This is a genomic window from Bacillus solimangrovi (assembly GCF_001742425.1).
GTDB lineage: Bacteria > Bacillota > Bacilli > Bacillales > Bacillaceae_N > Bacillus_AV > Bacillus_AV solimangrovi.
The window spans coordinates 94,514-120,969 of the sequence record NZ_MJEH01000061.1; the positions used below are offsets into that span (position 1 = coordinate 94,514).

General features: G+C 36.9%; 25 protein-coding genes and 1 other RNA gene. 24 read left to right on the forward strand and 2 right to left on the reverse strand.

Annotated features, from left to right (window positions below; genetic code table 11):
- Positions 1 to 10: 10 nt before the first annotated feature.
- The 3 genes from aspS to BFG57_RS16090 all read left to right on the forward strand — a co-directional run bounded on the left by aspS (position 11) and on the right by BFG57_RS16090 (position 3,124).
- The gene (aspS, locus tag BFG57_RS16080) at positions 11 to 1,768 is read left to right on the forward strand and encodes an aspartate--tRNA ligase (protein WP_069718511.1); all 1,758 of its coding nucleotides are present in this window, start codon (positions 11 to 13) and stop codon (positions 1,766 to 1,768) included.
- Positions 1,769 to 1,888: 120 nt separating this feature from the next.
- Positions 1,889 to 2,073, forward strand: a non-coding RNA gene (gene ssrS / locus BFG57_RS16085) — 6S RNA.
- A 280-nt stretch (positions 2,074 to 2,353) separates the two neighbouring features.
- Positions 2,354 to 3,124, forward strand: a complete 771-nt coding sequence (locus BFG57_RS16090; protein WP_069718512.1) for a tRNA threonylcarbamoyladenosine dehydratase — start codon at positions 2,354 to 2,356, stop codon at positions 3,122 to 3,124.
- A gap of 74 nt (positions 3,125 to 3,198) precedes the next feature.
- Here BFG57_RS16090 and BFG57_RS16095 read toward each other — a convergent pair whose 3' ends face one another.
- Together BFG57_RS16095 and BFG57_RS16100 are read right to left on the reverse strand one after the other, a co-directional pair.
- Complete coding sequence (locus BFG57_RS16095; protein ID WP_069718513.1) at positions 3,199 to 3,801, reverse strand: RsfA family transcriptional regulator; 603 nt, start codon at positions 3,799 to 3,801, stop codon at positions 3,199 to 3,201.
- Positions 3,802 to 3,991: 190 nt separating this feature from the next.
- Positions 3,992 to 5,263, reverse strand: a complete 1,272-nt coding sequence (locus tag BFG57_RS16100; protein WP_069718514.1) for a replication-associated recombination protein A — start codon at positions 5,261 to 5,263, stop codon at positions 3,992 to 3,994.
- Positions 5,264 to 5,403: 140 nt separating this feature from the next.
- Between BFG57_RS16100 and BFG57_RS16105 the strand changes: the two genes are divergently transcribed.
- The 21 genes from BFG57_RS16105 (at position 5,404) to BFG57_RS16200 (ending at position 26,387) form a co-directional block, all read left to right on the forward strand.
- Complete coding sequence (locus BFG57_RS16105) at positions 5,404 to 6,042, forward strand: YczE/YyaS/YitT family protein (protein ID WP_483771158.1); 639 nt, start codon at positions 5,404 to 5,406, stop codon at positions 6,040 to 6,042.
- Positions 6,043 to 6,118: 76 nt separating this feature from the next.
- Positions 6,119 to 6,538 carry a cysteine metabolism transcriptional regulator CymR gene (cymR, locus tag BFG57_RS16110; RefSeq protein ID WP_069718516.1) on the forward strand — a complete coding sequence of 140 codons (420 nt, stop codon included), beginning with the start codon at positions 6,119 to 6,121 and terminating at the stop codon, positions 6,536 to 6,538.
- Positions 6,539 to 6,565: 27 nt separating this feature from the next.
- Positions 6,566 to 7,717: a cysteine desulfurase family protein gene (locus BFG57_RS16115; RefSeq protein ID WP_069718517.1), complete on the forward strand. Its 1,152-nt coding sequence runs from the start codon at positions 6,566 to 6,568 to the stop codon at positions 7,715 to 7,717.
- Between the two features lie 27 nt (positions 7,718 to 7,744).
- Positions 7,745 to 8,857 (forward strand): tRNA 2-thiouridine(34) synthase MnmA, encoded by a 1,113-nt coding sequence (mnmA, locus tag BFG57_RS16120; RefSeq protein WP_069718518.1) that lies wholly within the window; start codon positions 7,745 to 7,747, stop codon positions 8,855 to 8,857.
- A gap of 104 nt (positions 8,858 to 8,961) precedes the next feature.
- Complete coding sequence (locus BFG57_RS16125) at positions 8,962 to 9,627, forward strand: tetratricopeptide repeat protein (protein ID WP_069718519.1); 666 nt, start codon at positions 8,962 to 8,964, stop codon at positions 9,625 to 9,627.
- A 23-nt stretch (positions 9,628 to 9,650) separates the two neighbouring features.
- The gene (gene recD2 / locus BFG57_RS16130) at positions 9,651 to 11,984 is read left to right on the forward strand and encodes an SF1B family DNA helicase RecD2 (protein WP_069718520.1); all 2,334 of its coding nucleotides are present in this window, start codon (positions 9,651 to 9,653) and stop codon (positions 11,982 to 11,984) included.
- 33 nt (positions 11,985 to 12,017) lie between these two features.
- The gene (locus BFG57_RS16135; protein WP_069718521.1) at positions 12,018 to 12,485 is read left to right on the forward strand and encodes a PRC-barrel domain-containing protein; all 468 of its coding nucleotides are present in this window, start codon (positions 12,018 to 12,020) and stop codon (positions 12,483 to 12,485) included.
- A gap of 37 nt (positions 12,486 to 12,522) precedes the next feature.
- Positions 12,523 to 12,711: a hypothetical protein gene (locus BFG57_RS16140; protein WP_069718522.1), complete on the forward strand. Its 189-nt coding sequence runs from the start codon at positions 12,523 to 12,525 to the stop codon at positions 12,709 to 12,711.
- A 137-nt stretch (positions 12,712 to 12,848) separates the two neighbouring features.
- The gene (locus BFG57_RS18485) at positions 12,849 to 12,983 is read left to right on the forward strand and encodes a YrzQ family protein (RefSeq protein WP_083249302.1); all 135 of its coding nucleotides are present in this window, start codon (positions 12,849 to 12,851) and stop codon (positions 12,981 to 12,983) included.
- A 98-nt stretch (positions 12,984 to 13,081) separates the two neighbouring features.
- Complete coding sequence (locus BFG57_RS16145) at positions 13,082 to 14,146, forward strand: AI-2E family transporter (RefSeq protein ID WP_069718523.1); 1,065 nt, start codon at positions 13,082 to 13,084, stop codon at positions 14,144 to 14,146.
- A 473-nt stretch (positions 14,147 to 14,619) separates the two neighbouring features.
- Positions 14,620 to 17,256, forward strand: coding sequence for an alanine--tRNA ligase (alaS, locus tag BFG57_RS16150; protein ID WP_069718524.1), 2,637 nt, complete (start codon positions 14,620 to 14,622; stop codon positions 17,254 to 17,256).
- A 111-nt stretch (positions 17,257 to 17,367) separates the two neighbouring features.
- Positions 17,368 to 17,637 (forward strand): IreB family regulatory phosphoprotein, encoded by a 270-nt coding sequence (locus BFG57_RS16155; protein ID WP_069718525.1) that lies wholly within the window; start codon positions 17,368 to 17,370, stop codon positions 17,635 to 17,637.
- Positions 17,638 to 17,639: 2 nt separating this feature from the next.
- Entirely contained in the window at positions 17,640 to 18,062 is a 423-nt protein-coding gene (gene ruvX / locus BFG57_RS16160) for a Holliday junction resolvase RuvX (protein WP_069718526.1), read from the forward strand.
- A gap of 13 nt (positions 18,063 to 18,075) precedes the next feature.
- Positions 18,076 to 18,363: a DUF1292 domain-containing protein gene (locus BFG57_RS16165; protein WP_069718527.1), complete on the forward strand. Its 288-nt coding sequence runs from the start codon at positions 18,076 to 18,078 to the stop codon at positions 18,361 to 18,363.
- Positions 18,364 to 18,640: 277 nt separating this feature from the next.
- Positions 18,641 to 19,792 (forward strand): endolytic transglycosylase MltG, encoded by a 1,152-nt coding sequence (gene mltG / locus BFG57_RS16170; RefSeq protein WP_069718528.1) that lies wholly within the window; start codon positions 18,641 to 18,643, stop codon positions 19,790 to 19,792.
- 440 nt (positions 19,793 to 20,232) lie between these two features.
- On the forward strand, positions 20,233 to 20,871 hold the full coding sequence (locus BFG57_RS16175) for an O-methyltransferase (RefSeq protein WP_069718554.1): 639 nt from the start codon (positions 20,233 to 20,235) through the stop codon (positions 20,869 to 20,871).
- A 5-nt stretch (positions 20,872 to 20,876) separates the two neighbouring features.
- Positions 20,877 to 21,806: a peptidase U32 family protein gene (locus BFG57_RS16180; protein WP_069718553.1), complete on the forward strand. Its 930-nt coding sequence runs from the start codon at positions 20,877 to 20,879 to the stop codon at positions 21,804 to 21,806.
- 14 nt (positions 21,807 to 21,820) lie between these two features.
- Positions 21,821 to 23,086 carry a peptidase U32 family protein gene (locus tag BFG57_RS16185; RefSeq protein WP_069718529.1) on the forward strand — a complete coding sequence of 422 codons (1,266 nt, stop codon included), beginning with the start codon at positions 21,821 to 21,823 and terminating at the stop codon, positions 23,084 to 23,086.
- A gap of 1 nt (position 23,087) precedes the next feature.
- Positions 23,088 to 23,723: a uridine kinase gene (udk, locus tag BFG57_RS16190; protein ID WP_069718530.1), complete on the forward strand. Its 636-nt coding sequence runs from the start codon at positions 23,088 to 23,090 to the stop codon at positions 23,721 to 23,723.
- 231 nt (positions 23,724 to 23,954) lie between these two features.
- Positions 23,955 to 24,431 (forward strand): transcription elongation factor GreA, encoded by a 477-nt coding sequence (gene greA, locus BFG57_RS16195; RefSeq protein ID WP_069718531.1) that lies wholly within the window; start codon positions 23,955 to 23,957, stop codon positions 24,429 to 24,431.
- 204 nt (positions 24,432 to 24,635) lie between these two features.
- Complete coding sequence (locus tag BFG57_RS16200) at positions 24,636 to 26,387, forward strand: peptidoglycan D,D-transpeptidase FtsI family protein (protein ID WP_069718532.1); 1,752 nt, start codon at positions 24,636 to 24,638, stop codon at positions 26,385 to 26,387.
- Positions 26,388 to 26,456 lie beyond the last annotated feature (69 nt).

Genomic DNA, 26,456 nt, shown 5'->3' on the forward strand with positions numbered 1-26,456 from the left:
GGAAATGAACATGTCAAACGCATATGGTAGAACACATTATTGTGGAGAAGTAAGGGAAACCAATGTTGGAGAAAAGGTTCAACTAAAAGGTTGGGTTCAAAAACGCCGTGACTTAGGTGGTTTAATATTTCTTGACTTACGTGATCGTACTGGTCTAGTTCAAGTTGTGTTTAACCCTGAAGTATCGAAGGAAGCATTGGAAATCGCTGAAACTATTCGCAGCGAATTTGTACTTGATATCAAAGGGGAAGTATTTGCTCGTGATGAGAAAACGTATAACGAGAAGATCTCGACGGGAAAAATTGAAGTTCATGCAGATGAAGTAACAATCTTAAATAAGGCGAAAACAACGCCATTTTTAGTTGATGATGAGGATGTATCAGAAGAATTACGATTGAAGTATCGCTACATTGACCTTCGCCGTTCTGAGATGCAGGAGACTTTTAAGTTACGCCACCGTGTTACGAAAACGATTCGTGATTTCTTAGATGAAGAAACATTTTTGGAAGTTGAAACACCAATGCTTACGAAAAGTACTCCTGAAGGAGCACGTGATTATCTAGTTCCTAGTCGTGTTCATGATGGGAAGTTCTATGCATTGCCACAATCACCTCAGCTATTCAAACAGTTATTGATGGTGTCAGGCTTCGATCGATATTATCAAATTGCACGTTGCTTCCGTGATGAAGACTTACGTGCTGACCGTCAGCCTGAATTCACGCAAGTTGATATTGAAACTTCCTTCATGGATCAAGAGCAACTTCTTAGCATGATGGAACGTATGATGGCGAGTGTAATGAGTGTTTCGAAAGGGATCGACATTACAACACCGTTCCCTCGTATGACTTATGATGAAGCAATGGCACGATATGGTTCTGATAAGCCTGACACTCGTTTTGAAATGGAACTTGTAGATGTAACAGAGATTGTGAAGGATTCGAACTTCAAAGTGTTTGCTAGCGCTCAACAAGTTAAAGCAATTAACGTAAAGGGTGCAGCAGATAACTATTCTCGTAAAGACATTGACAAACTAACAGAGTTTGTAAAACCATATGGTGCAAAAGGATTAGCGTGGTTGAAGGTTGATGCAGAAGGTATAAGTGGTCCAATTGCTAAGTTCTTTAGTGAAGAAGAAATAGCAGCCCTTCAACAAACATTAGGATCAGAAGCAGGAGATTTATTGCTATTTGTAGCCGATGCGAAAAACGTTGTTGCAAGTAGTCTAGGAGCTTTGCGTGTTAAGCTTGGTAAAGAACTTGACCTTATTGATCAAACGAAATTCAATTTCCTTTGGGTGACAGATTGGCCGTTGCTTGAATTTGACCCTGAGTCTGGTCGTTATTCTGCAGCACATCATCCTTTTACGATGCCATTGCGTGACGATCTTAAATATTTTGATGAAAGCCCTGAGAAAATCCGTGCTGAAGCATATGACCTTGTCTTAAATGGTTATGAGCTTGGTGGCGGTTCATTACGTATTTATGAACGTGATATTCAAGAGAAGATGTTTAAGATGTTAGGTTTTAGTGAAGAGGAAGCACGCGAACAGTTTGGATTCTTACTCGACGCATTTGAGTATGGTACACCACCACATGCTGGAATTGCATTTGGTCTAGACCGTTTAGTGATGATTCTTGCAGGACGTACAAACTTACGTGATACAATTGCATTCCCTAAAACTGCAAATGCAAGTTGCTTATTAACAGAAGCACCTGGAGAAGTAAGTACTGATCAGTTGTTAGATTTGAATCTGCAAGTTCGGTTATAATATAGGTAATTATGAAACGTATTTATGAACAAAATTTTGAACTTTTTCTTCAAAAAAATGTTTGTTAGTTGGACTTTTATCTTGCGCCTACAATAACCATATGCTATGATTCAATTAACAACAGTCCTGAGGTGTTCGTTATCCACGAGATGTTTTGACCGAACAGCTATAACTACGGGAGCTTAATGTTTTCAAGTCGCGTACAGGCCTCTCGTTAGAGGAAGTATAAATCTTGGATCAGGGCACCCACCTGCCGAGAGCGGGTTCAAAACAAAGGTTATGATGACGGCACATGCGGGACTTACACTATAGTCCATACAGCTCTAAGGGATATCTTTCTCTTAGGGCTTTTTGTTATGTACAATCGTAATAGTCAGAGTGAGAAATTGAAAATTTCAACACTATAGGATTGGATCACCTGCTATAAATTATATTTTTAATTACTATAGAGATATATTGTGTCTTATTAATCCGATGAATTTAGTTGAATTTTATTAAAAGTATGTTATAGTTTTTTTCGGATACAATGAATAAATACAATGTAATGATTCCTTTAAATAATATTGAATGTTGGAGTGAAAAGAAATGTTGCATCAATTTTCTAGAAATGAACTGGCTTTCGGTAAGGAAGGTTTAGATCGATTAAAAAATAGCAGTGTTGCAATACTTGGAATTGGTGGAGTTGGTTCATTTGCTGCTGAAGCTTTAGCAAGAAGTGGTGTAGGTCGTCTAATTCTTGTAGACAAAGATGATGTTGATATTACAAATGTAAATCGTCAAATTCATGCACTTCTCTCAACAGTAGGTCGTCCTAAAGCAGATTTAATGAAAGAACGTATCGCAGATATTAATCCTGAGTGTGAAGTGATTTCATTAAAGATGTTCTATACAGATGAAACGTATGAGGAATTTTTCTCTTATGAACCAGACTATGTTATTGATGCATCTGATACAATATGCTATAAGATCCATCTTATGAAACAATGTTTACAACGTAAAACACCGATCATCTCAAGTATGGGTGCAGCTAATAAAATGGATCCAACTCGTTTTCAAATTACGGATATTTCTAAAACACATACAGATCCAATTGCAAGAGTTATTCGTCAAAAATTACGAAAAGAAGGCATTCGAAAAGGGATAAAAGTAGTTTTCTCTGATGAGAGTCCAATTCGCATTCGTGAAGATGTTCGAGAGAAAGTCGGCTCTAACGATGAAAATGCAATTCGAAAAGCAAAGTTACCACCATCTTCGAATGCATTTGTTCCATCTACTGCTGGGTTAATTATGGCATCTGATGTAGTGCAACAACTTCTTAATGGTGTAAAAATTGACAGAGTAAGCCATGATAAATAAATAGCACTGACTGACGTTAAAATGCCCGATTGATTAGGTATACCTAATCAATCGGGCATTTCACTTTATCTATTTTAAGCTTGATCTTGTGTGACTTCACGAAGGTCTGTTGGTGGAAATATGAACTGTCTGGCTCTGTCCATAATACCAACAAGTGCTTGATAGTCTTCTTGGATCGTTTTATGCTTGACTGAGAGATTCTGTAGCTTTTTTTCATATGCTTCTTTTTTTGCAATTAAGGCATCGTACCTATTCTTTACAGTTGTATACTCTTTTTCTTGATTTGAAAGGTGATGTTCCTCGTCTTTCCATCTCATTAGAAATGCGATTGCTTTATCAACAGTCAGTTCATTTTGTGTTTGATTATGATTAGGTGAATAAACTGTATTTATGTCATCTGTCATTTCTACGTCTGTTGTTTCAAAAGCTCTGATCGGTTTGTTTTCGAGTCTTTGTCTTTCTTTGCGCTGTTTCTTAGCAATTTCAACAGCTTGATCATATTTTTGTCGTACTTCTGAATTCCAGCGAAAACCACAAGCTGCTGACGTACGGTGTAAGTGTGAACCTACCTCCTCGAAGGCTTTCAATTGTGTACTTCCTTCTCGAATATGTCTAAGGACGGTTTCAGCTAATATTAAATCATCTTCATGTGACCATGCATCTTGACGAATTTTCATCAAAATCGCTCCTCTCTTTAACTATTCATTTGTTTTCTATCATTCTTACCAATTTTTAAGAGGTGTATACATAGTCTTTAATTACAATATTTATTATGTATCTACGAATACTTCGATCACACCGATAAAGCGTGGCAGGTTAGATGAGATTTAGAAAAGCATCAAGAGTGTTTCGAGTTCGATTTGCACTTTATGAACGTTTAAGGAACTTGGCATACAGCTTACTTAATCCTTGTTCAAACTTTCCAGTTGTTTTAGGTTCGTAATAGATTTTGTTTTTCAGATTAGTAGGTAGATATTGTTGCTCAATCCAACCACCTTCATAATCATGAGGGTATTTGTAATTAATACCTCTCCCTAACTCCTTCGCTCCAATATAGTGGGAATCTTTTAAATGTGCAGGAACTTCACCAATTTTTCCTGTTCTTAAATCAGTTAGTGCTGCATCAATTGCAATGTATGCAGAATTTGATTTCGGTGCAAGGCATAATTCAATGACTGCATTTGCAAGAGGTATACGTGCTTCAGGAAAGCCGATGCGTTCAGCTGCTTCAAGTGCAGTTAATGTTCGCTGACCTGCTTGAGGGTGGGCTAGACCAATATCTTCATAAGCAATAACGAGCAATCTTCTACTTATACTAGGTAAGTCACCAGCTTCAATTAACCGAGCTAAATAATGCAAAGAGGCGTTTACATCGCTACCACGAATCGATTTTTGAAAAGCTGATAATACATCATAATGTGCATCACCTTGTTTATCATGTGTAAATGATTTTTTTTGAATACATTCCTCTACTGTTGCTTTTGATATAGAAATAACCCCTTCTTCATTTTCATCAGATGAAATAACAGCTAGTTCAAGCGCATTTAAAGCACTTCGAACATCTCCTCCACACAATTCTGCTAATGTGTCTAAAGCGTTATTCTCATCTACAACTGTATATTTCCCTAAACCATTTTTTTCATCGTTTAGGGCACGTGTTAACGCTTGTTTAATATCAACTTGTTGAAGTGGTCTTAATTCGAAAATTTGACATCTACTACGAATAGCTGGATTAATTGAGTGATAGGGGTTCATAGTTGTCGCGCCAATTAATGTAATTAAACCACTCTCTAAGTGTGGTAGTAAGAAATCTTGCTTACTTTTATCTAAGCGATGTACTTCATCTAATATTAAAATGATATGATTTGAAATCTTTGCTTCTTCAACGACAACTTGCATATCCTTTTTATTATGAGTAACTGCATTTAACGTACGGAAAGCTGAGTTTGTGCTCCCGGCGATTGCCGTTGCAATAGATGTCTTCCCGATACCTGGTGGTCCATATAGAATCATAGATGAAATGTGTTTAGACTTTACCATTCGAAATAAAATTTTTCCTTCTCCAACGAGATGCTTCTGACCGATAATTTCATCTAATTTTTTTGGTCTCATTCTGAAGGCGAGAGGTTTTTTTAACATACGTATCGCTCCTTTATGCTAGAGTGTACCGTGATTTTTAAAAGGGAGCAAATGTAAGCAGATCATATACGGAATTTCGTGACCTGTGATATAATCTTTTGAATTGATGAGTAAATGGGGTGAGGGTGTTGTTTCAAAGCGTGAACAAGCGTCAGTGGGTTGTCTTTTTTATAGGTTTACTGATCATGTCTTTAGGAATTGTTTTATTAATAAAAGCAGATTTAGGAAGTGCTCCTTGGGATGTATTACATGTCGGTCTATATATGAAGGTAGGGTTAACAATTGGTACGTGGTCGATTATTGTAGGAATTATTATTTTGGGTAGCGCAGCACTGTTGGAGAGAAGGTTACCACAAGTAGGAGCTTTGCTAAACATGTTATTAGTAGGAGTTTTTATTGATTTGTATTTATTACTTCCATTCATACAGACGCCATCAACTTTATTAGGTAAAATTATTATGTTAATAAGTGGTATTTTCATAATTGGTTATGGAATGGGGATTTATATCGCAGCAGATTGTGGTGCTGGTCCTCGTGATAGCTTAATGTTAGTGTTATCTAATATGACAGGGTGGTCTGTTGCCAAAATTAGACTTGCAATGGAAGTAGTCGTTCTCTTTTTTGGTTGGTTACTAGGTGGTCCGGTTTTTTTAGGTACTATAATTTTCTGTATTTCGATTGGAGCAGTTGTAGGGTTTGCACTACCACAATGTCGTCAAGTACTAAGTAAATGGATGTATGAAGGAGTTAAAGTTGAACATAGCTTTAGCCAACAGTGAGTTGTGTCAAATGCATCTTAGTCTGTTTCGTGCTATAATAGCAACGGTTTCGACGTAAACAATAGGGGTGAAGAAAGTGAAAATTTCAACTAAGGGCCGCTATGGTTTAACGATCATGATGGCACTTGCAAAAAAACATGGAGAAGGTCCAATTTCTCTTAAATCAATTGCTAAAGAAAATGATCTTTCCGAGCATTATTTAGAGCAATTGATTGCGCCATTACGAAATGGTGGTCTTGTTAAAAGTATTCGTGGTGCTTATGGTGGATATATATTAGCGAAAGAAGCTGAAAGTATCACAGCAGGTGACATTATTCGCATCTTAGAAGGACCAATTAGTCCTGTTGAAGTAATAGAAGATGAAGAACCGGCAAAACGAGATTTGTGGATTAAAATTCGTGATGCAGTAAAAAATGTTCTCGATACAACGACATTAGAAGATTTGGCGAATTATGAAGATGATACAGATCAAGAAGCCTATATGTTCTATATTTAATGATAAGAAAAGTTAGGTGAGATTAACATGGAACGGATATATTTAGATCATGCTGCAACGACACCATTACATCCAAGTGTGATTGATGAAATGATGCCATTGTTTGCTGATGTATATGGTAACCCTTCAAGTATTCATCATTTTGGTCGAGAAAGTCGTCGTTATTTAGATAATGCGAGAGAGACACTTGCCAATACGATCAATGCCAGCAGTGATGATATTATTATTACTAGTGGTGGCACAGAAGCAGATAATCTTGCAATTTTTGGTGCTGCATATTCTAATAAACAAAAAGGCAAGCACATCATTACGACAGTAATCGAGCACCATGCTGTCTTACATGCTTGTCAGCAATTAGAACGAGAAGGGTTCGAGGTAACATATTTGCCTGTTGATCAGAATGGACTAGTGGATATCGAAGAGTTAAGAAGTGCATTAAGAGATGACACGATTTTAGTAACGATTATGTATGGAAATAACGAAATAGGTGTGATTCAGCCGCTTGCTCAAATTGGGGAAGTAATTAAGGCACACTCCGATTCGATTGTATTCCATACAGATGCTGTTCAAGCATACGGTATTGTTCCGATTGATGTGACTCAATTAAAAGTTGATCTCTTATCTGTATCTGCACATAAGATAAATGGTCCTAAAGGAGTAGGTTTCTTATATATTCAAAAAGGTATCTCGCTTATTCCCCGTCTGTATGGTGGTGAACAAGAGCGGAAACGTCGAGCAGGTACTGAAAATGTTCCAGGTATTGTTGGGTTTGCTTTTGCAGCGAAGTTAGCACAAGCTGAGCTTAATGAACGGCAGGCACAGTATTTACAATATAAACAAACGATGATCGCTACGTTACGCGAAGAGGAAGTGGATTTTACAGTAAATGGAGACCTTGACTGTAACTTAGCACACGTATTAAATGTGTATTTCCCAAATACAAATGTAGAGGCATTACTTGTGAACTTTGATCTAGCTGGAATTGCTGCATCAAGTGGATCGGCATGTACGGCAGGTTCGATTGAACCCTCACATGTATTAACTGCTATATTTGGTAGTGGTGCTCCTGAAACGACGGGGTCAGTTCGATTTAGCTTCGGATATGGAAATTCAGATGAGCAAGTAAATCGAGCAGGGAAAATGATCGCTAAAATTGTGAAACAATTAACGAAAATGTAAATGTAAGTAGAATAGGAGGCAGCAACAATGAAGAAAGCACCAGAAGATACACGCGTCGTTGTTGGTATGTCAGGTGGCGTTGACTCGTCAGTTGCCGCACTGTTATTGAAAGAGCAAGGTTATGACGTTATCGGTATCTTCATGAAAAACTGGGATGATACAGATGAGAATGGTGTATGTACTGCTACGGAAGACTATAACGATGTGATTCGTGTATGTAATCAAATTGGTATTCCATATTATGCGGTTAATTTTGAAAAACAATATTGGGATAAGGTATTCACATATTTCCTTGACGAATACAAAGCTGGGCGTACACCTAATCCTGATGTCATGTGTAATAAAGAAATTAAATTCAAGGCTTTTCTAGATCATGCACTAACACTTGGAGCAGATTATTTGGCAACAGGTCATTATGCACAAGTAGAAGAGCGTGACGGTGAAGTTAAGATGTTACGTGGTAATGATGAAAATAAAGACCAAACATACTTTTTGAATCAGCTTACACAAGAGCAACTTTCGAAAGTTATGTTTCCATTAGGTCACTTAGAAAAGCCAGAAGTTCGTAAAATAGCAGAAAAAGCAAATCTGGCTACAGCTAAGAAAAAAGATAGTACAGGAATTTGTTTTATTGGAGAGCGTAACTTCAAGGAGTTTCTAAGTAACTATCTGCCAGCGCAACCTGGGGAAATGCAAACACTTGATGGTGAAGTGAAAGGGAAACATGATGGGTTGATGTATTATACAATCGGTCAACGTCATGGACTAGGAATTGGTGGAAGCGGTGATCCTTGGTTTGTTGTAGGTAAGAACTTAGAAAAAAATATTTTATACGTCGCACAAAGTTTCCACAATGAATTATTATATTCAGACAGTTTGCTTGCAACGAATGTAAGTTGGGTGTCAGATCATCCTGTAGAGAGTGAATTTACTTGTACAGCAAAATTCCGTTATCGCCAGAAGGATAGCGGTGTAACCGTGAAAGTAATCGGTGAAAATCAAATTAAGGTTGTTTTTGATGAACGAGAGCGAGCAATTACACCTGGACAAGCTGTTGTATTTTACAATGGTGATGAATGTCTTGGTGGGGCAACCATTGATGAAGTTTACAAAGACGATAAACGTATCACATATGTATAATCTATAGCGCCGCATCACATATTGTCTGTGATGCGGCGTAACTATTATCCAGTGAATTTTGATATACTTATTGTAGAGAAATATTGAAAAAGAGGTGTGTGAAAATGCTAGATAAGAATAAACAAGGTATCCATCATATGCAGGAAGGTCAGTATGAGGAGGCAGCCAAAGCATTCACTGAAGCAATTGAAGTGAATCCAAAAGATGTTGTTGCATATACAAATTTCGGGAATCTTCTAACTGCAATAGCTGATTATGATCGAGCAGTGGCTTTTTTTGAAAAGGCTATAGAATTAGATGGAGAGATGGCGACAGCTTATTATGGTGCTGGTACAGTATTTTATAAAATGGAGCAATTTAAAGATGCGAAGGATATGTTCCAACAAGCATTACAAAAAGGATTAAATGAAGCAGATACATATTTTATGTTAGCGATGTCGTTGTATCAACTCGACCAACCAAAACTTGCTCTTCCTTATTTCCAACGCGCAGTTGAGTTAGACCCAAATGATGTTGATGCAAATTTTCAATATGGAATAAGCCTTGCTTATACGAATCAAATTGAAGAGGCATTAACGGTATTAGAGAAGACGGTTCAGCTCGATAGTGGTCATGCTGATGCTTTTTATAACTTAGGTGTTGCGTATGCGTTTAAAGATTATGCTGATAAGTCACTTGAAATGTTCAACAAAGCCTTAGAAATTCAGCCAGATCATATGCTTGCAGCTAACGGTAAGAAGAAAATAGAGGAAATGTTAAAGGATCATTAATACATATAAGTAGGAGAATTAATATGCCAGAGCAACAATCCCTTGCCTTTGAACAAGAAAAAAATTTTATAAAAGGTACTGTTCTCGTTATGGTCTATCATAATGAAGATAATCTCTATTCTGTTGCACGTATTCGTATAAGAGAAACGAATGAGAATTATGACGAAAAAGAAGTGATCATTAATGGTTATTTTCCTTTATTAAATCAGGAGGAGACCTATACTTTTTATGGTACTTTTCAAACGCATGCTAAATATGGAAAACAATATCAAGTTGAGCATTTTCGAAAGGAAATTCCAAGCACGAAAGATGGAGTTATTCAGTATTTATCGAGTGATTTGTTTCAAGGGATAGGGAAGAAAACTGCTGAAATGATCGTTGAGACAGTTGGTGATAACGCTGTTTCTCAAATTTTACATAATCCAGCTATATTAGACGATGTTCCAAAGCTAACAGAAGAAAAGGCAAGGAATTTGTATGAAACGTTGCTTGAGCATGAAGGGTTAGAGCAAGTCATGATGAGGCTCTCTCGTTATGGATTTGGACCTCGCTTATCGATGAAGGTATATCAAACATATAAGCAACAATCGTTAGCGATAATTGAGAATCATCCATATCAGCTTGTAGAAGACATTGAAGGTATCGGATTTGCAAAGGCAGATGAGCTTGGACAGGCACTTGGACTTGCAGGTAAGCACCCTTCTAGATTAAAAGCAGGGTGTCTCTATACATTAACACATACGTGTCTTCAAGAAGGCCATGTCTATTTACAAAGAGAAGACTTAGTTGAAGATGTACTACTACTGCTTGATAAAAAAGGCGAGCACCAGATTACAGAAGAAGATCTAGATGTACAAATAAAAGAGCTTGAAGAAGAAGGTAAGCTTGTAACGGAGCAGACACGCGTTTATGAACCGACTCTTTTCTATGCTGAGAAGGGTTTTGTTTCAAGTATGAAACGGCTAAGCGAACAAACTGGATTTGCTGATGAGTTTCCTGAATCAGAATTTTTAAAGTCATTAGGTGAGTTAGAGGAACGATTACATGTTCAATATGCCCCTTCTCAAAAGGAGGCAATCCAAAAGGCGATTTCCTCTCCACTAATGGTGTTAACAGGCGGTCCAGGTACAGGTAAGACTACAGTTATAAAAGGGATAGTAGAAATCTATGCTGAATTGCACGGTTGTTCACTAGATATTAACGATTATGATAAGGATAATCCGTTTCCTGTCATACTCGTCGCTCCAACAGGTCGTGCATCGAAACGAATGAGTGAAGCAACAGGTCTACCTGCTGTTACGATTCACCGTTTACTTGGTTGGAATGGTACGGATTTTGAACATGATGAAAACGAGACGATTAATGGTAAGTTATTAATTGTTGATGAGGTTTCAATGGTTGATATTTGGCTTGCGAATCAACTGTTCAAAGCATTACCTTCAGATGTACAAGTGATTCTTGTAGGAGATGAAGATCAATTGCCTTCAGTAGGCCCAGGGCAAGTATTAAAGGACCTACTTGAAGCAGCAGTTTTACCGTCAATTCAACTAACTGATATTTATCGTCAATCGGAAGGATCATCGATTATTGAGATGGCACATGCCATAAAAAAAGGAAATGTACCGACTGATTTAACTGCTTCAAAATCAGATCGAGCTTTTTTCACGTGTAGTCAAGATCAAGTAGCAGAAGTTGTTTTACAAGTATGTGCGAATGCTTTAAAAAAAGGTTATTCAGCACGTGATATACAAGTATTAGCACCAATGTACCGAGGCAGTGCTGGAATTGAGCGTTTGAATGAATTATTGCAACAGGAATTCAATCCAGTAAATGAACAACGGAGAGAGCTAAAGTTCGCTGATAAAGTTTTCCGTGTCGGTGATAAAGTGCTTCAACTCGTTAATCAACCAGAGGATCAAGTATTTAATGGTGATATCGGGGAGATTGTAAGCATCTTATATTCAAAAGAAAATGTTGATAAGGAAGACTATGTTATCGTCTCATTTGATGGAACAGAAGTACAATATACACGTCAAGAACTTAACAATATTACTCATGCTTATTGCTGTTCAATTCATAAAGCACAGGGTAGTGAATTTCCGATTGTTGTAATACCTATTGTCCGAGGGTATTACCGTATGTTAAGAAGGAACTTAATCTATACAGCGATAACACGAAGTAAGAATTTTCTCATCTTATGTGGTGAGGAGAGTGCTTTTCAAATGGGAATTGAACGTACGGAAGATACAAATCGCCAAACGACATTAACAGAAAAGTTAGTTGAAGCTTTTAGTTCTCAATTAGTTAGTGAGGAAAATGTGGAAAACCTTTCACCGTATGACTTCATGGATGAGTGACAAGCTAAGACTGTTCGAAAGAGGTGAGAGCCTTTGCGGACATTCTCAAATATAAAAGGGATGCCTGTCCACAGTCAAGAAACGGGAAAAAAATTAGGAACTGTAGAAAGTCTTTGTATCACTGATTCAGGACAAATTAAAGGTGTATTTATTGATGTAGAGGGTTTTTTTAAACGAGACCGCTTCATTCCAATGGAAGCAATCAATGCAGTTGGAAGAGACAGTTTGGTTGTATTAGGCACCTCATTCCCTATAGCAAAAGAGGGGTTATTAGAAGGGCAATCGACTGAAGATACAATAGGTAAAAGTCTTTATTCAACAGAAGGTAACCAGTTAGGGTTAATTACTGATGTATATGTAAAAGACAATTTGGAAATAATTTCAGGGTATGAAGTATCGAACGGTTTCTTTGCTGATGTAACAGAGGGTAAACAGACGTTTTTCAATACAAGCGCTTGTTCCATTAGTGATGATGCCGTCATGATTAAACTCCAATCGTGAGAAACGGAAAAGAACGTTTATAAAGGAGTGCCCTGAAATGATATGCCCTAATTGTAAAAGTAAGGACTTAGGAAAAATTGGTGTAAATCAATATTATTGTTGGTGTTGTTTCGTTGAGCTTTCATATACAAAAGGTCGCTTTTCTTTGCATCAAGTTGAAGAGGATGGGACGCTAAGCTCACTAGATGATCTGTTTACTGATGATGAAATGCGCCATGAGATGTAATTTTATTGAAATTCAATCGATGTTCAAAGCCGAACTAGGAATATCGTTTATAAAAGCTTGTTTTATGTATATGAAGGTAACAGGCAATAACCTTGTTCAGAGCTAAGAGAGTAGTCTTTAACGAGGTGGTGAATTGAATGAGAAATATGATGACATCGATGCTTGCCATTGGTGCAGGTATTGGGGCAGCTTATATGATGAGTGATAATAATATGAAAATGAATCGTTCGATGAAACGAGTGCGTAAGCAAATGAAACGTGCATTGCGTTAAAAATGTAATAATACAATTAACGCAATAGCCTAACGAAATTGAATTGAGCATAAAATCCTTTTTACTCATGCAAACTAATGAGTAGGAGGGATTTTTTTATGAGGGATTCAAGGCAGTTTCAACTATTGGTCCAGCTTCTAAATCTCGTCCTTGTCACTGTAATAATTTATTTGGTTGTAAGGTTAACTCCGATTTGGCAACCATTTTGGCAAGGGATGATTAAGGTTTTATTACCGTTTATTATTTCTGCTTTTATCGCTTATTTGCTTCATCCAATTATTGAAGGTCTTCATGGACGTAACGTTCCTCGACCACTAGCTGTAATACTTATTTATTTAGTATTTTTCGGTGGAGTTGCATATGGGGTATATAAATTAACACCTATCATGATTCAACAATTAAAAGACTTAAGCAAAAATATCCCTCAATTTCATGCTACATACCAAGCATATTTGATGGACATGTATAATCAAACAGCCTTTCTACCAGATGGAGTACATGATCGCATAGACGAGTTTTTACAGAAGGTACAGCAACGTGCTGAATCTATCATCGAGGTGTTGCTTAACAGTACTGGAAAAATTATTAACTCTTTTTTCATTCTAGCAGTCATTCCGTTTATCGTTTTTTATTTGTTAAAAGATTACCCTCTCGTAAAAAAAGTAGCGTGGTATCTTACACCGACCAAATGGAGAAAACCACTTTGGTATGTTCTTCGAGATGTTAATAAAACGCTTGGTCAATATATTCGTGGCCAGTTATTTGTATGTGTTGCTATTGGTGGTGCAGCAACGCTTGCTTTTTGGTTAGTAGGAATGAAGTATGCACTTATTTTAGGAATACTAATTGGTTTAACTAATGTCATTCCATATTTTGGACCTATTATTGGTGCGGTTCCGGCATTGATTATTGCGTTTACTGTGTCTATTAAGATGGTAATCATAGTTGTTGTAATTATCATTTTGTTACAATTTCTTGAGGGAAACTTGTTGTCGCCAATAATCGTTGGAAAAAGTTTACATATGCATCCTATTTTTATTATATTCGCACTGATTGCTGGTGGTGAAGTAGGTGGTATCATTGGTCTTATTATTGCAGTACCATTGTTATCTGTTGTCAAGGTTATCGTTCTACATCTAGTTGAACATTTCAGCAAACATTGACAAAGTATCAAAAAGTTTTCTATAATATCGGCATACATATATTTTGAAGAATACGTAGAGGGAATGAGTACGTTACAGCCCATTCATAGACAGTTTTTTGCTGTTATATAGAGAGGGATTTCCTAGGCTGGAAGAAATCCTGGATGAAGAGTAACCGAATGCTAATCCTGAGTGCAGGCACAAAAACCTGCCGTCACCACCACGTTATGGTGGAACTGAGATGATGAGCAACGTATGATTAGCTCATAATCAGGGTGGTACCGCGAGAATATACTCTCGTCCCTGCATAAGGGGCGGGAGTTTTTTGTTTTTTAACACAAAGTCACAATTCGAGCAGTTAAGCTTAGAAAAAAATCGAGACATATTATTAATAATGTTCATTATTTTATGTGTTGATTTTTAGAATTTGGATGTAATTTTAACTATGGTTGAATCAAGACTATACTTTTCATAATAATTAGGAGGATGTAAGAATGAAGAAATTATCTTCGACACAAGTAAGACAAATGTTTCTAGATTTCTTTAAAGAAAAAGAACATGCAGTAGAACCTAGTGCATCTCTCGTCCCACATGAAGATCCAACATTACTTTGGATTAATAGTGGTGTTGCAACATTGAAGAAATATTTTGATGGTCGTGTAACACCAGAAAATCCACGCATTTGTAATGCCCAAAAATCTATTAGAACGAATGATATTGAAAATGTTGGTAAGACAGCGCGACACCACACATTTTTTGAAATGTTAGGTAACTTCTCTATCGGAGAATATTTCAAAAAAGAAGCGATTCATTGGGCTTGGGAATTTTTAACCGATGAAAAGTGGATCGGATTTGAAGCTGAGCGTCTTTCTGTTACGATTCATCCAGAAGATGAAGAAGCATATGAAATTTGGTTAAACGAAATTGGTATTCCAGAGGATCGAATCATTCGATTGGAAGGTAACTTCTGGGATATTGGTGAAGGTCCAAGTGGTCCTAATACAGAAATATTCTATGATCGTGGAGAAGCGTACGGAAATGACCTATCAGACCCTGAGTTGTTCCCAGGTGGAGAAAATGAACGTTATCTTGAAATTTGGAACCTTGTGTTCTCACAATTTAACCATAATCCAGATGATACGTATACACCACTACCTAAGAAAAATATTGATACAGGCATGGGTTTGGAACGTATGGTTTCAGTTATCCAAGATGTTCGCACAAATTTTGATACAGACTTATTCATGCCAATTATTCAATCAACAGAAAAAATAGCAGAGCAAAAGTACAATGAATCTGAAGAAAAGGATGTAGCCTTTAAAGTTATTGCGGACCACATTCGAACTGTCACTTTCGCAATAAGTGATGGTGCGCTTCCATCAAATGAAGGTCGTGGATATGTATTGCGTCGCCTTCTACGTCGTGCCGTTCGTTATGCGAAACAAATAAACATTAATCGCCCATTTATGTTTGAACTCGTTCCAATCGTTGGAGAGATCATGGTAGATTTCTATCCAGAAGTGAAAGAGAAAACAGATTTTATACAGAGTGTGATTAAAACAGAAGAAGAGCGTTTCCATGAAACGTTGAATGAAGGGTTAGCAATCTTATCAGAGGTTATTAAAAAAGCAAAACTAAACAATAGCAATGTTATTCCAGGTGAGGATGCATTCAAACTGTATGATACATATGGTTTCCCATACGAATTAACTGAAGAATATGCAGAAGAAGAAAGCATGACGATTGATAAAGATGGCTTTGAGCGTGAAATGCAAGCACAGCGTGACAGAGCACGTGCAGCTCGTAAAGATGATGGATCGATGCAAGTTCAAGGTGGCGTACTTTCTGACTTAAAAGAAGAAAGTGAATTTGTCGGATACGATAACAATTATATTGAAGCGACAGTAATTGCTCTCCTGCAAAATAGGGAATATGTAGACAGTGTGCAAGAAGGTGATGAAGTACAAGTCATATTAGATCAAACACCATTCTATGCCGAAAGTGGTGGACAAATTGCTGACCAAGGGACGATGAGTGGTGAAGGTATCGAACTAACTGTAAAAGATGTACAAAAAGCACCAAACGGTCAGCATTTACATCATGTAATCGTTAAAAAAGGCACATTAACAAATGGTTTAAAACTGAATCTAATTGTAGAGGAAGGTAAACGAAGCAAAATTGTGAAAAACCATACAGCTACACATTTATTACATCAAGCGTTGAAAGATGTACTTGGAGAACATGTAAATCAAGCAGGCTCTCTAGTTGCACCAGATCGCCTTCGTTTTGATTTCTCACATTTTGGACAAATTAAACCTGATGAACTTGAGAAAATCGAAGAGTTAGTAAATGAGAAAGTATGGGCAAGCATTGAAGTTGAAACGATGAGTAAATCAATTGATGAAGCGAAAGCAATGGGTGCTATGGCACTGTTTGGAGAAAAATATGGGGATGTCGTACGAGTAGTTAGAGTAGGTGATTATAGCTTAGAGCTTTGTGGAGGCTGTCACGTTCGAAATACAGCAAATATTGGTCTATTCAAAGTCGTATCAGAGTCAGGAATTGGTGCAGGTACTCGTCGAATTGAAGCAGTAACAGGGGAAGCTGCGTATAAGTTATTAAATGAACAAGTAAATGTGCTCAAAGAAGCAGCAGAGAAGCTTAAAACGAACCTGAAAGATGTACCATCACGTATCGATGCACTAAATGATGAGATGAAACAAATGCAACGTGAGAATGATTCATTATCCGCAAAGTTAAGTAATATTGAAGCAGGCAGCCTTATGAACGAAGTAGAGGAAGTTGACGGCGTTAAATTGTTAGCTAAGCAGGTCGATGCTTCTGATATGAATAACTTACGTAGTATGGTCGATGAATTAAAGAACAAACTAGGAACTGGTATCGTTATTCTTGGTTCTGTAAGTGGTGACAAAGTAAATCTATCTGCTGGTGTTACGAAAGATTTGATTGACAAAGGCTTCCATGCTGGTAAATTAATCAAAGAAGTTGCAACTCGTTGTGGTGGTGGTGGTGGTGGCCGCCCAGATATGGCTCAAGCAGGTGGTAAAAACCCAGAACAGTTACAAGATGCGTTAGCATACGCGAAAGAATGGGTTAAATCTGTTTCCTAATTGTTCACTATTCATGTACAATAAAAGAAGAATGGATTTAAGAGGAAAGAGAACGGTTGAATAATACGATTCTCTTTCCTCACATATAAAGAAATGTGAGGTGTCGAATACGTGAGTCAATTTGATAAGACGATGCATTTTAATTTTCACGAGGAACCGATAGACACCAATGTGAAGGACGTCTTGTTAACCGTTCATGATGCACTTCAAGAAAAAGGATATCACCCGATCAACCAAATTGTTGGCTATTTATTATCAGGTGATCCTGCCTATATTCCTCGACATAAAGATGCAAGGAATACCATTCGTAAACTTGAACGGGATGAAATTATTGAAGATCTTGTGAAATCATACTTAGAGACACACCAGAAAGGAAAGTAAGCATGCGAGTACTAGGTCTTGATGTTGGGACAAAAACGATTGGTGTTGCCGTTAGTGATGAGCTTGGTTGGACAGCGCAAGGTATTGAGACGATAAAGGTAGATATGCAAGAACATATGCATAACACTGGAATCAAGCGTATTGACGAGCTTGTTGCGCAATATGGAGTAGATACAATTTTAGTTGGTCTTCCAAAGAATATGAACGGTACAATCGGTCCCAGAGGTGAAGCATGCCAAAAGTATGCTGAACTGTTAAAAGAGAAGCTTAATCTTCCAGTTATTATGTGGGATGAACGCTTATCTACGATGGCTGCTGAACGTGTCCTTATAACAGGTGATGTCAGTCGTAAGAAACGTAAGAAAGTTATTGATAAAATGGCAGCTGTAATGATTCTTCAAGGGTATTTAGACAGTAAAAAATAAGAGGTGACTACAAATGGCAAACGAAGAAAAAGAAAGAATTGTTATTCCAGATGAAAATGGAGATGAGCATTTATTTGAAGTATTATTTACGTTTGACGTAGATGAAACTGAGAAATCTTACATGGTTGTTGTTCCTGTTGAAACAGAGAATGATGGTGATGAAGAGGTAGAAGTATTTGCTTTTCGATTTGAAGAAACTGGTGATCAACCAGATGATATTCAGTTGTATCCAATTGATACGGATGAAGAATGGGACATGGTTGAGGAAATGCTTAATACTTTCTCAGAAGAAGATGAATAATACGGCAGGGGATTTTTCCCCTGTTTTTTTTGTGAGTTTAAATACCTAAATATTACAAAAAAATACGGTATTTTGACAATGATTACATCGATTCACAATCGAAAAATGGATAAGTTATAGTATAATAGAGGGATGAATAAACTTAGGTGATTCTAATTCTTACCTAAGTGTTATAAGGCATGTGAAATTATAACAACAAACGACCATTATAGTATAGTGAATGATCTTTATAATGGAAGTTTCAATTTATCTATTGTAGGTGTTAGGGGGAGTTTGTGTGAGTTCGAATGATTCAAACGAAACAGGTAATCGAATAAGACGTTTACAAGAGTTACAGAAAGAGGCGAGCATAGTTAGAAAGATTGTCTTATCGGTTGTTCTTGTGTTAGGAATTCTCTTACTAGGTGGAGGAATTGGAGGTTTCTTCTATTTGCAATCCGCCATGGAACCTATTGACCCAACGAGTGAAAAAACTGTGAATGTAACAATTCCGATTGGTTCCTCAACTCGTGCAATTGCTAATATCTTAGAAGAGAATGATATTATAAAGGATGCAAGAGTTTTTCGTTACTATATAAAATTTCGTAATGAAACTGGCTTTCAAGCAGGTGATTATGAATTTAGCCCATCAATGACAATTGATGAAATCCTTGCAAAGTTAAAAACAGGAAAAGTTATGAAAGATGCTGTTTTTAAAGTTACTATTCCTGAAGGAAGGCATATGGAAGAAATTGCGAGTATTCTTTCGAAGAAAACGGACTATTCTGAAGAAGAGATCATGAATAAGTTAAATGATCAAGCATATATTCAAAATTTAATCGAGTTATATCCGAGTGTATTATCAGATGAATTATTAGATCAGACAATCCGTTATCCGTTAGAAGGGTATTTATTCCCAGCTACGTATGAATTTTATGAAGAAACTCCTTCATTAGAGAAAATTATTGAGAAAATGATTTCAAAGACAGAATCTGTGCTTGCACCGTATCAAAATACTATATCAGAAGGAGCATATTCAGTTCATGAAATTTTGACGATGGCATCGTTAATTGAGGAAGAAGCAACAGAGTTAGCTGATAGAGAGACAATCTCTTCAGTATTTTATAATCGTCTTGAATTAGGTATGCCACTTCAAACTGATCCTACTGTTCTATATTCCTTAGGAAAGCACTCAGTGCAAATAACTTATGAAGATTTAGAAGTAAAATCAGCATACAATACGTATCAAAATAATGGTTTAACGCCAGGTCCAATAGCAAGTCCTGGAGAAACATCTATTCAAGCAGCATTAAGTCCATCTGAAACAGACTACTTATATTTTTATGCTCGCCCAAATGGAGAAGTGCTTTTTACTAGGACATTGGATGAACATAATAATGTGAAAAATCAATATAAGCATGAATGGGATCAATATAAAGAACAGGATTAGAAATCGAGTTTTTAATATCGGGAGTGTGAAAAAGTTTCGCATTCCGTTTGTCCTTATGTTAAAATATATCGGGTTCAGTTCGATTGGACTGAACTTTTTCTGTTAACAAGTTACTAACAAGTCAGGTTAGATTTAACATATTAAGACACTGCTTAATAGCGTGTTCTAAAAAGTGTTTTTCTTTTAAATGATAAAAAAGAATTACGTACAGAGGTGTGAAGCTCCCAGTTGAGGCATTAAATAAAACAATGAAGAATGAGCAGCAGCCTTATTACGAATCTTCTTATACTCGTAGTTGATTGTTAAGCGGTGTAATATAATGAGTGAAAGTTCTTATCCGTTATTATAATAGTACCTTTCAACTTTTTAGTTTTTTCTCCTTTTAGAGCAGCTGCTATTTGTTAGAGTTAATTTAATGAAATAAGGGGGCATATGTTGTGATTATTTCGAATGAAATTACGGACTATGTTGAAGGGTTGATTGGAAAAAGGACAGAATTAGTTCTTGAGATGGAGAAGTTCGCAAAAGAGCATGATGTTCCGATTATGGAGTTAATTGGAATGGAAACAATGCTTACATTACTTCGGATGAAGCAACCGAAAAAGATACTAGAAGTTGGAACAGCAATCGGTTATTCTGCGATTCGAATGGCACAAGAATTGCCACGTGTAGAAATTGTAACGATTGAGCGTGATAAAGAAAGATATGAGAAAGCACTTGAATATATTGAGAGAGCTCAGTTATCAAATCGTATAAATGTCTTGTATGGAGATGCACTTGAACAACAAGGGCAAGCTGGTGAGTGTGCCCCATATGATTGTATATTTATTGATGCTGCAAAGGGACAGTATCAGAAATTCTTTGAGTTGTATACTCCTTTCCTATCAAAACAAGGTATTGTCATATCAGACAATGTTCTTTTTAAAGGTTTTGTCGCAAAAGAGGAAGAAGCGAGTAAGCGGACCAGGAAAATAGCTATGAAGATTCGTCATTACAATGAATGGTTATTTGAGCAAGTAGAATATGATACAACACTCCTTCCTGTAGGAGATGGAATAGCAGTAAGTCAAAAGAGGTGAGATTGTTGAAAAAACCAGAATTATTAGTAACACCGACATGTATGAATGATATTGAATTACTTGCTGATGCTGGTGCAACGGCAATTATAATTGGAGAACAACGTTATGGGTTGCGTCTTGCTGGAGAATTTGGACGTGAAGACGTTAAAGCATCGATAACAATCGCTCATAATAAAGGTATGAAAGTTTATATAGCAATGAATGCATTGTTTCACAATGATAAGGTAGAAGAGTTATCTGATTATGTGAAATTCGTAAGTGAAGCTGGTGCGGATGCAATTGTATTTGGTGACCCTGCTGTATTGATGGCAGCTCGTGAAGTTGCACCTAACATGAAGTTACACTGGAATACAGAAACGACTGCTACTAACTGGTTTACATGTAATTATTGGGGAAGTAAAGGAGCAAAACGTGCAGTGCTTGCTCGTGAAATAAACATGGATGCCATTGTTGAGATTGCAGAAAATGCTGAAGTGGAAGTAGAAGTACAAGTTCACGGAATGACTTGTATGTTTCAATCAAAACGGGCATTGATCGGTAATTACTTTGAATATCAAGGTAAAATGATGGAAGTAGAAAATCGTCGTGCCAAGAAAGAAATGTTTTTATTTGACCCTGAACGAGACAATAAGTACCCAATATTTGAAGATGAAAATGGCACTCATATTATGAGTCCAAATGATATGTGTATCATTGACGACATTGAAGAAATGATTGATTCAGGCATAACAAGTTTTAAAATTGATGGTATTTTGAAATCTAAGGAATACCTTGTTCAAGTAACGAGCAAATGGCGTGAAGCAATAGACTTATGTGTGGATGATCGGGATGCTTATGAAGATAAAAAAGAGTCATTGTTAGAGGAAATTGAATCAATCCAACCTAAGAACCGCGAACTTGATTCAGGTTTCTTCTATAAAGAAACGGTATATTAAGGAGTGTGAGAAATATGGCAATTGCAGTACCTACCGTAGTAGAGAACGGAAAACGTAAAATCATTAAAAAGCCTGAACTTCTCGCCCCTGCTGGGAGTTTAGAAAAGTTAAAGATTGCGATTAGATATGGTGCGGATGCAGTATATATCGGTGGTCGAGAATTTGGTCTACGTTCAAATGCAGATAACTTTTCACTAGAGGAAATGACTGAAGGGGTAAAGTTTGCAAATCAATATGGAGCAAAGGTCTATGTGACGACTAATATTTATGCTCATAATGAAAATATGGATGGGCTTGAAGAATATTTACTTGGTCTCCAAGATGCTGGAATTACAGGGATTATCGTTGCTGATCCTTTAATTATTGAAACGTGTGGACGTGTTGCACCGAAATTGGAGCGTCACCTAAGTACGCAACAATCATTGACAAACTGGAAAACTGCTCAATTCTGGAAAGAGGAAGGACTTGAGCGTGTCGTATTAGCACGTGAGACAAGCTATGAAGAAGTAAAAGAGATTAAAGAGAATGTGGATATTGAAATTGAAGCATTTGTACATGGAGCAATGTGTATCTCATATTCTGGTCGTTGTACGTTAAGTAACCATATGACAGCTCGTGATTCAAACCGTGGAGGCTGTTGTCAGTCTTGTCGTTGGGACTATGATTTAATGGAGCTTGATGGAAATGATGAGAATCGCTTCTTTGACAAAGATGCAGCACCATTTGCAATGAGTCCAAAAGACCTCAACTTAATTCAATCTATTCCTAAAATGATTGATATAGGTGTGGATAGTTTAAAAGTGGAAGGTCGTATGAAATCAATCCATTATGTTGCAACTGTTACAAGTGTATATCGTAAAGTGATTGACGCATATTGTGAAGATCCAGATAACTTTAAAATCGATGTAGAGTGGTTGAATGAGCTTGATAAGTGTGCAAATCGTCCAGCTGCGCCAGCATTCTTTGAAGGAACTCCAGGATACCAAGAGCAAATGTTTGTTAATCATAAGCAGGCAACGAAGTATGATTTCGCTGGTCTTGTCCTAGAATATGATAACGAAACTCAAATCGTAACTTTACAACAACGCAATCATTTCCGTCCAGGAGATGAGATCGAGTTTTTCGGTCCTGAGATTGAAAACTTTACTCAAATTGTAGACGTTATTTATGATGAGGACGGCGAAGAAATTGATGCAGCACGCCACCCATTACAGATTGTACGCTTCAAAGTTGAGAAACCTGTCTACCCTTATAACATGATGAGAAAGGAAAACATCTAAGATGAGAAAAAAACCCGTTGTTCTAGGAATTGCAGGTGGATCCGGCTCAGGTAAAACAACTGTAACAAGAGCGATTCATAAGCATTTTACTGGTCAGTCAATTTTAGTTATTGAACAAGATTACTATTATAAGGATCAAAGTGATCTTCCGATGGAAGAACGTTTAAAGACTAATTATGATCATCCACTTGCATTTGATAATGACTTATTAATTGAGCATATTAACCAATTACTTGAATACAAACCAATTCAAAAACCTGTGTACGATTATGAAATGCATACTCGCTCTAGTGATGTTATTCATATTGAGCCGAGAGATGTTATCATTCTTGAAGGCATTCTGATTTTAGAAGATGAGCGTCTTCGTGATTTGATGGATATTAAGTTATTCGTAGATACAGATGCCGACTTACGTATTATTCGTCGAATGATGCGTGATATTAAAGAGCGCGGTCGAACGATTGATTCAGTTATTCAACAATATGTCTCTGTTGTACGTCCAATGCATGAACAATTCATTGAACCAACGAAACGTTATGCTGATGTTATTATCCCAGAAGGCGGAAAAAATAATGTTGCTATCGACTTGATGGTAACAAAAATTCAAACAATTCTTGAAGAAAACCGCATTTTGTAATAGCATAGAAAAGGCGGTATACGATCAAAACACGGTAAGAGCAAAGTGAAAAAGTACAGCTTTCATCCTGATGTATACGCATTGGAAAAAAGCTGTGCTTTTTATACATGTTTTTGCTACTTTAATCGTATCGTAAGAACATGTATAAATTCGAGAGATATGTCAGCAATGATTCATTAATCGAACAAATCAGAACAAAAGAGTTATAACTATGTTGAAGGAGTGATTTCTGTGGCTGAAGAAAAAGGTTACTATATGACCGAAGAGGGTAAAACAAAGTTAGAAAATGAACTGGAATATTTAAAAACAGAAAAGCGTAAAGAAGTGGTTGAACGTATTAAAATCGCACGTGGTTTTGGGGACTTATCTGAGAATTCAGAGTACGATGCAGCGAAGGATGAACAAGCATTCGTAGAATCACGTATTGCTACATTAGAGAAAATGATCCGTGATGCAGTCATCATTGAAGAAGCTCAAGGGGAAACAGATGTCGTTTCATTAGGAAAATCAGTAACATTCACAGAACTTCCTGGTGATGAAGAGGAAACGTATACGATTGTTGGAAGTGCAGAGGCTGATCCATTTGAAGGTCGTATTTCTAATGATTCACCGATGGCGAAAAGCTTATTAGGACGTTCAGTCGGTGAAGAAGTAGTCGTTCAAACACCAGGTGGAGAAATGACAGTAAAGATTGTAAGTGTAAACTAACCCTTATTTTATAAAATTAACTGATCATCAAGTTTCGAACTTCAAACCATTGCTTGTTACATAAAATATAAGTAGAATGGTGAGAATCAGTAATTGTATGAATGATTCAAGAAGCTATCAGAAGGAAAAACATCTGATGGAAGTTTCACTTCATACGTTTGAACAACAAACACCTCGTCCAAAATGTAGACGAGGTGTTTTTACATGAAGCCAAAATTAAGGATCCACCACACAGCAATTTTTGTAATGGTCGGATTAATTATATTAGTTTCTAGATTAGCATATATTCAATTGTTCGCAACAGAGTCATTTTCAAAACATCATGTAAATCTCATTGAAGAAAGTGTTCAACAACGAACGCAAGGGATTGTTTTGGATAATGGTAGAGGACGATTTGTAGACCGTAATGGGGACCCGTTATACAACGATTATTATCCTAGCTTAATATTATTTCCGTTCCTGAAACAGATGGAATGGCCAGTTGATGAGGTGGCTCGCATTATAGGAACGAGGAAATCTTATCTTGAGGAAACGGTACAACTTGCGGAGGGCCCTGTCGTTTTAGGTGGAGATCAGCCCTTAAGGTTATCAGAAACACAGATGAATGAGTTGAATGACTTAAAGGTTCCAGGTATCATTGCTACTTACTATGAAACAGATAATAATTCCATATCAGCTGAGCATTTTATAGGCATAGTTAGGGAAAATGAAGAGTTATTAAAAGAACGCTATGAAGAAAAGTTAGAAAAAGGATACATCTCAACACGTACACCAATTGGCATAACTGGATTACAGCGAGCCTTCGATGAATTTCTCGTGCAAGAAGGCGAGGCCAAGCTTCTATATCATGTCGACAATCAAGGTCAACCACTCTTTGGATTGAATGTGAAATATACAGCACCTTCAAACCCATTTTATCCACTTGTAATAAATACAACATTAGAAAAAAAAGTACAAGACGAAGCGGAACGATTAATTGACGAATCTGGATTAAAAAAAGGCGGATTAGTGTTACTTGATATTCAGAGTCGCGATGTGTTAGCTATGGTGAGTAGACCACACATGGATATGGGTAATCCGTTTCAAAATGATGGTGGTAAAAATTACATGATCTTACCTCAAGTTCCTGGATCAATCTTCAAAATCGTAACAGCAACAGCTGCGATAGAAAATGTTGATTTACGCGGTAGAAGGTTTAACTGTGATCTGAACCTGTATGGAGACAAGCCTGCTTCTCGATTACTTGGCCAGCTTGATTTTGTTGATAGTTTTGCACAAAGCTGTAATAACACATTTGCTGAACTAGCTAATGAAATGATTAGTGTAAACGATAATATTATTGATGAATATGCTGAAAAGCTTGGACTCACTACACCTGTTGGTTGGAATGGAGAGGTTTTCCATTATCGTTCATTTTCCCATTTCCCAGAAGAAGTAGCGAGTATAATATGGAAAGATGAACGAGATAAGGGAGCCGAACGAGCTATTGCTCAAACTGCAATTGGTCAAAAAGAAGTTCGTATAAGTCCATTGGCAGTAGCTAATATGGTTGCAACAATTGCAGATGATGGTAGAGTGAAGCAAGTGCGTGGAGTTGATAAAATCATTTATAAAAATGGGGCAGTTCTCTTTGAATTTCCAAAACAAACACTTGCAGATGAAAAATTATCTCCATATACAATTAGTAAGCTTCAGCAATTATTAAGAGAAGTAGTTGAATCAGGTACAGGAAAAGTTTTTCGAACTTTGCCCTACACTGTTGCTGGAAAATCAGGAACAGCTGAAATAGGTTCAACAGGTTATGAGAATAAATGGTTTGTAGGTTATTTTCCTGTAGAACGACCTCGATATGCTCTTGTTGTTGTAAATATGCAGGTCAATTCATGGGAGACGCAAACAAATGATGTATTCGCTGATATGGTAAAAATAATACATAACTTAAACAACGATTTATAGTACTTTTTTTGTATATAAAAATGGGAAATATGGTACAATGTTCTGGTAGTTAATTACCAACTAAATTAA

Excerpts from the sequence above, each read along its gene's own strand:
- BFG57_RS16200 (WP_069718532.1), top strand. The coding sequence starts at position 24,636 with ATGAAGCCAAAATTAAGGATCCACCACACAGCAATTTTTGTAATGGTC.
- BFG57_RS16100 (WP_069718514.1), bottom strand. The coding sequence starts at position 5,263 with ATGTTAAAAAAACCTCTCGCCTTCAGAATGAGACCAAAAAAATTAGAT.
- ruvX (WP_069718526.1), top strand. The coding sequence starts at position 17,640 with ATGCGAGTACTAGGTCTTGATGTTGGGACAAAAACGATTGGTGTTGCC.
- BFG57_RS16095 (WP_069718513.1), bottom strand. The coding sequence starts at position 3,801 with ATGAAAATTCGTCAAGATGCATGGTCACATGAAGATGATTTAATATTA.
- BFG57_RS16165 (WP_069718527.1), top strand. The coding sequence starts at position 18,076 with ATGGCAAACGAAGAAAAAGAAAGAATTGTTATTCCAGATGAAAATGGA.
- recD2 (WP_069718520.1), top strand. The coding sequence starts at position 9,651 with ATGCCAGAGCAACAATCCCTTGCCTTTGAACAAGAAAAAAATTTTATA.
- BFG57_RS16145 (WP_069718523.1), top strand. The coding sequence starts at position 13,082 with ATGAGGGATTCAAGGCAGTTTCAACTATTGGTCCAGCTTCTAAATCTC.
- BFG57_RS16140 (WP_069718522.1), top strand. The coding sequence starts at position 12,523 with ATGATATGCCCTAATTGTAAAAGTAAGGACTTAGGAAAAATTGGTGTA.
- alaS (WP_069718524.1), top strand. The coding sequence starts at position 14,620 with ATGAAGAAATTATCTTCGACACAAGTAAGACAAATGTTTCTAGATTTC.
- BFG57_RS16090 (WP_069718512.1), top strand. The coding sequence starts at position 2,354 with ATGTTGCATCAATTTTCTAGAAATGAACTGGCTTTCGGTAAGGAAGGT.
- BFG57_RS16185 (WP_069718529.1), top strand. The coding sequence starts at position 21,821 with ATGGCAATTGCAGTACCTACCGTAGTAGAGAACGGAAAACGTAAAATC.
- aspS (WP_069718511.1), top strand. The coding sequence starts at position 11 with ATGTCAAACGCATATGGTAGAACACATTATTGTGGAGAAGTAAGGGAA.
- BFG57_RS18485 (WP_083249302.1), top strand. The coding sequence starts at position 12,849 with ATGAGAAATATGATGACATCGATGCTTGCCATTGGTGCAGGTATTGGG.
- mnmA (WP_069718518.1), top strand. The coding sequence starts at position 7,745 with ATGAAGAAAGCACCAGAAGATACACGCGTCGTTGTTGGTATGTCAGGT.
- BFG57_RS16125 (WP_069718519.1), top strand. The coding sequence starts at position 8,962 with ATGCTAGATAAGAATAAACAAGGTATCCATCATATGCAGGAAGGTCAG.
- udk (WP_069718530.1), top strand. The coding sequence starts at position 23,088 with ATGAGAAAAAAACCCGTTGTTCTAGGAATTGCAGGTGGATCCGGCTCA.
- BFG57_RS16115 (WP_069718517.1), top strand. The coding sequence starts at position 6,566 with ATGGAACGGATATATTTAGATCATGCTGCAACGACACCATTACATCCA.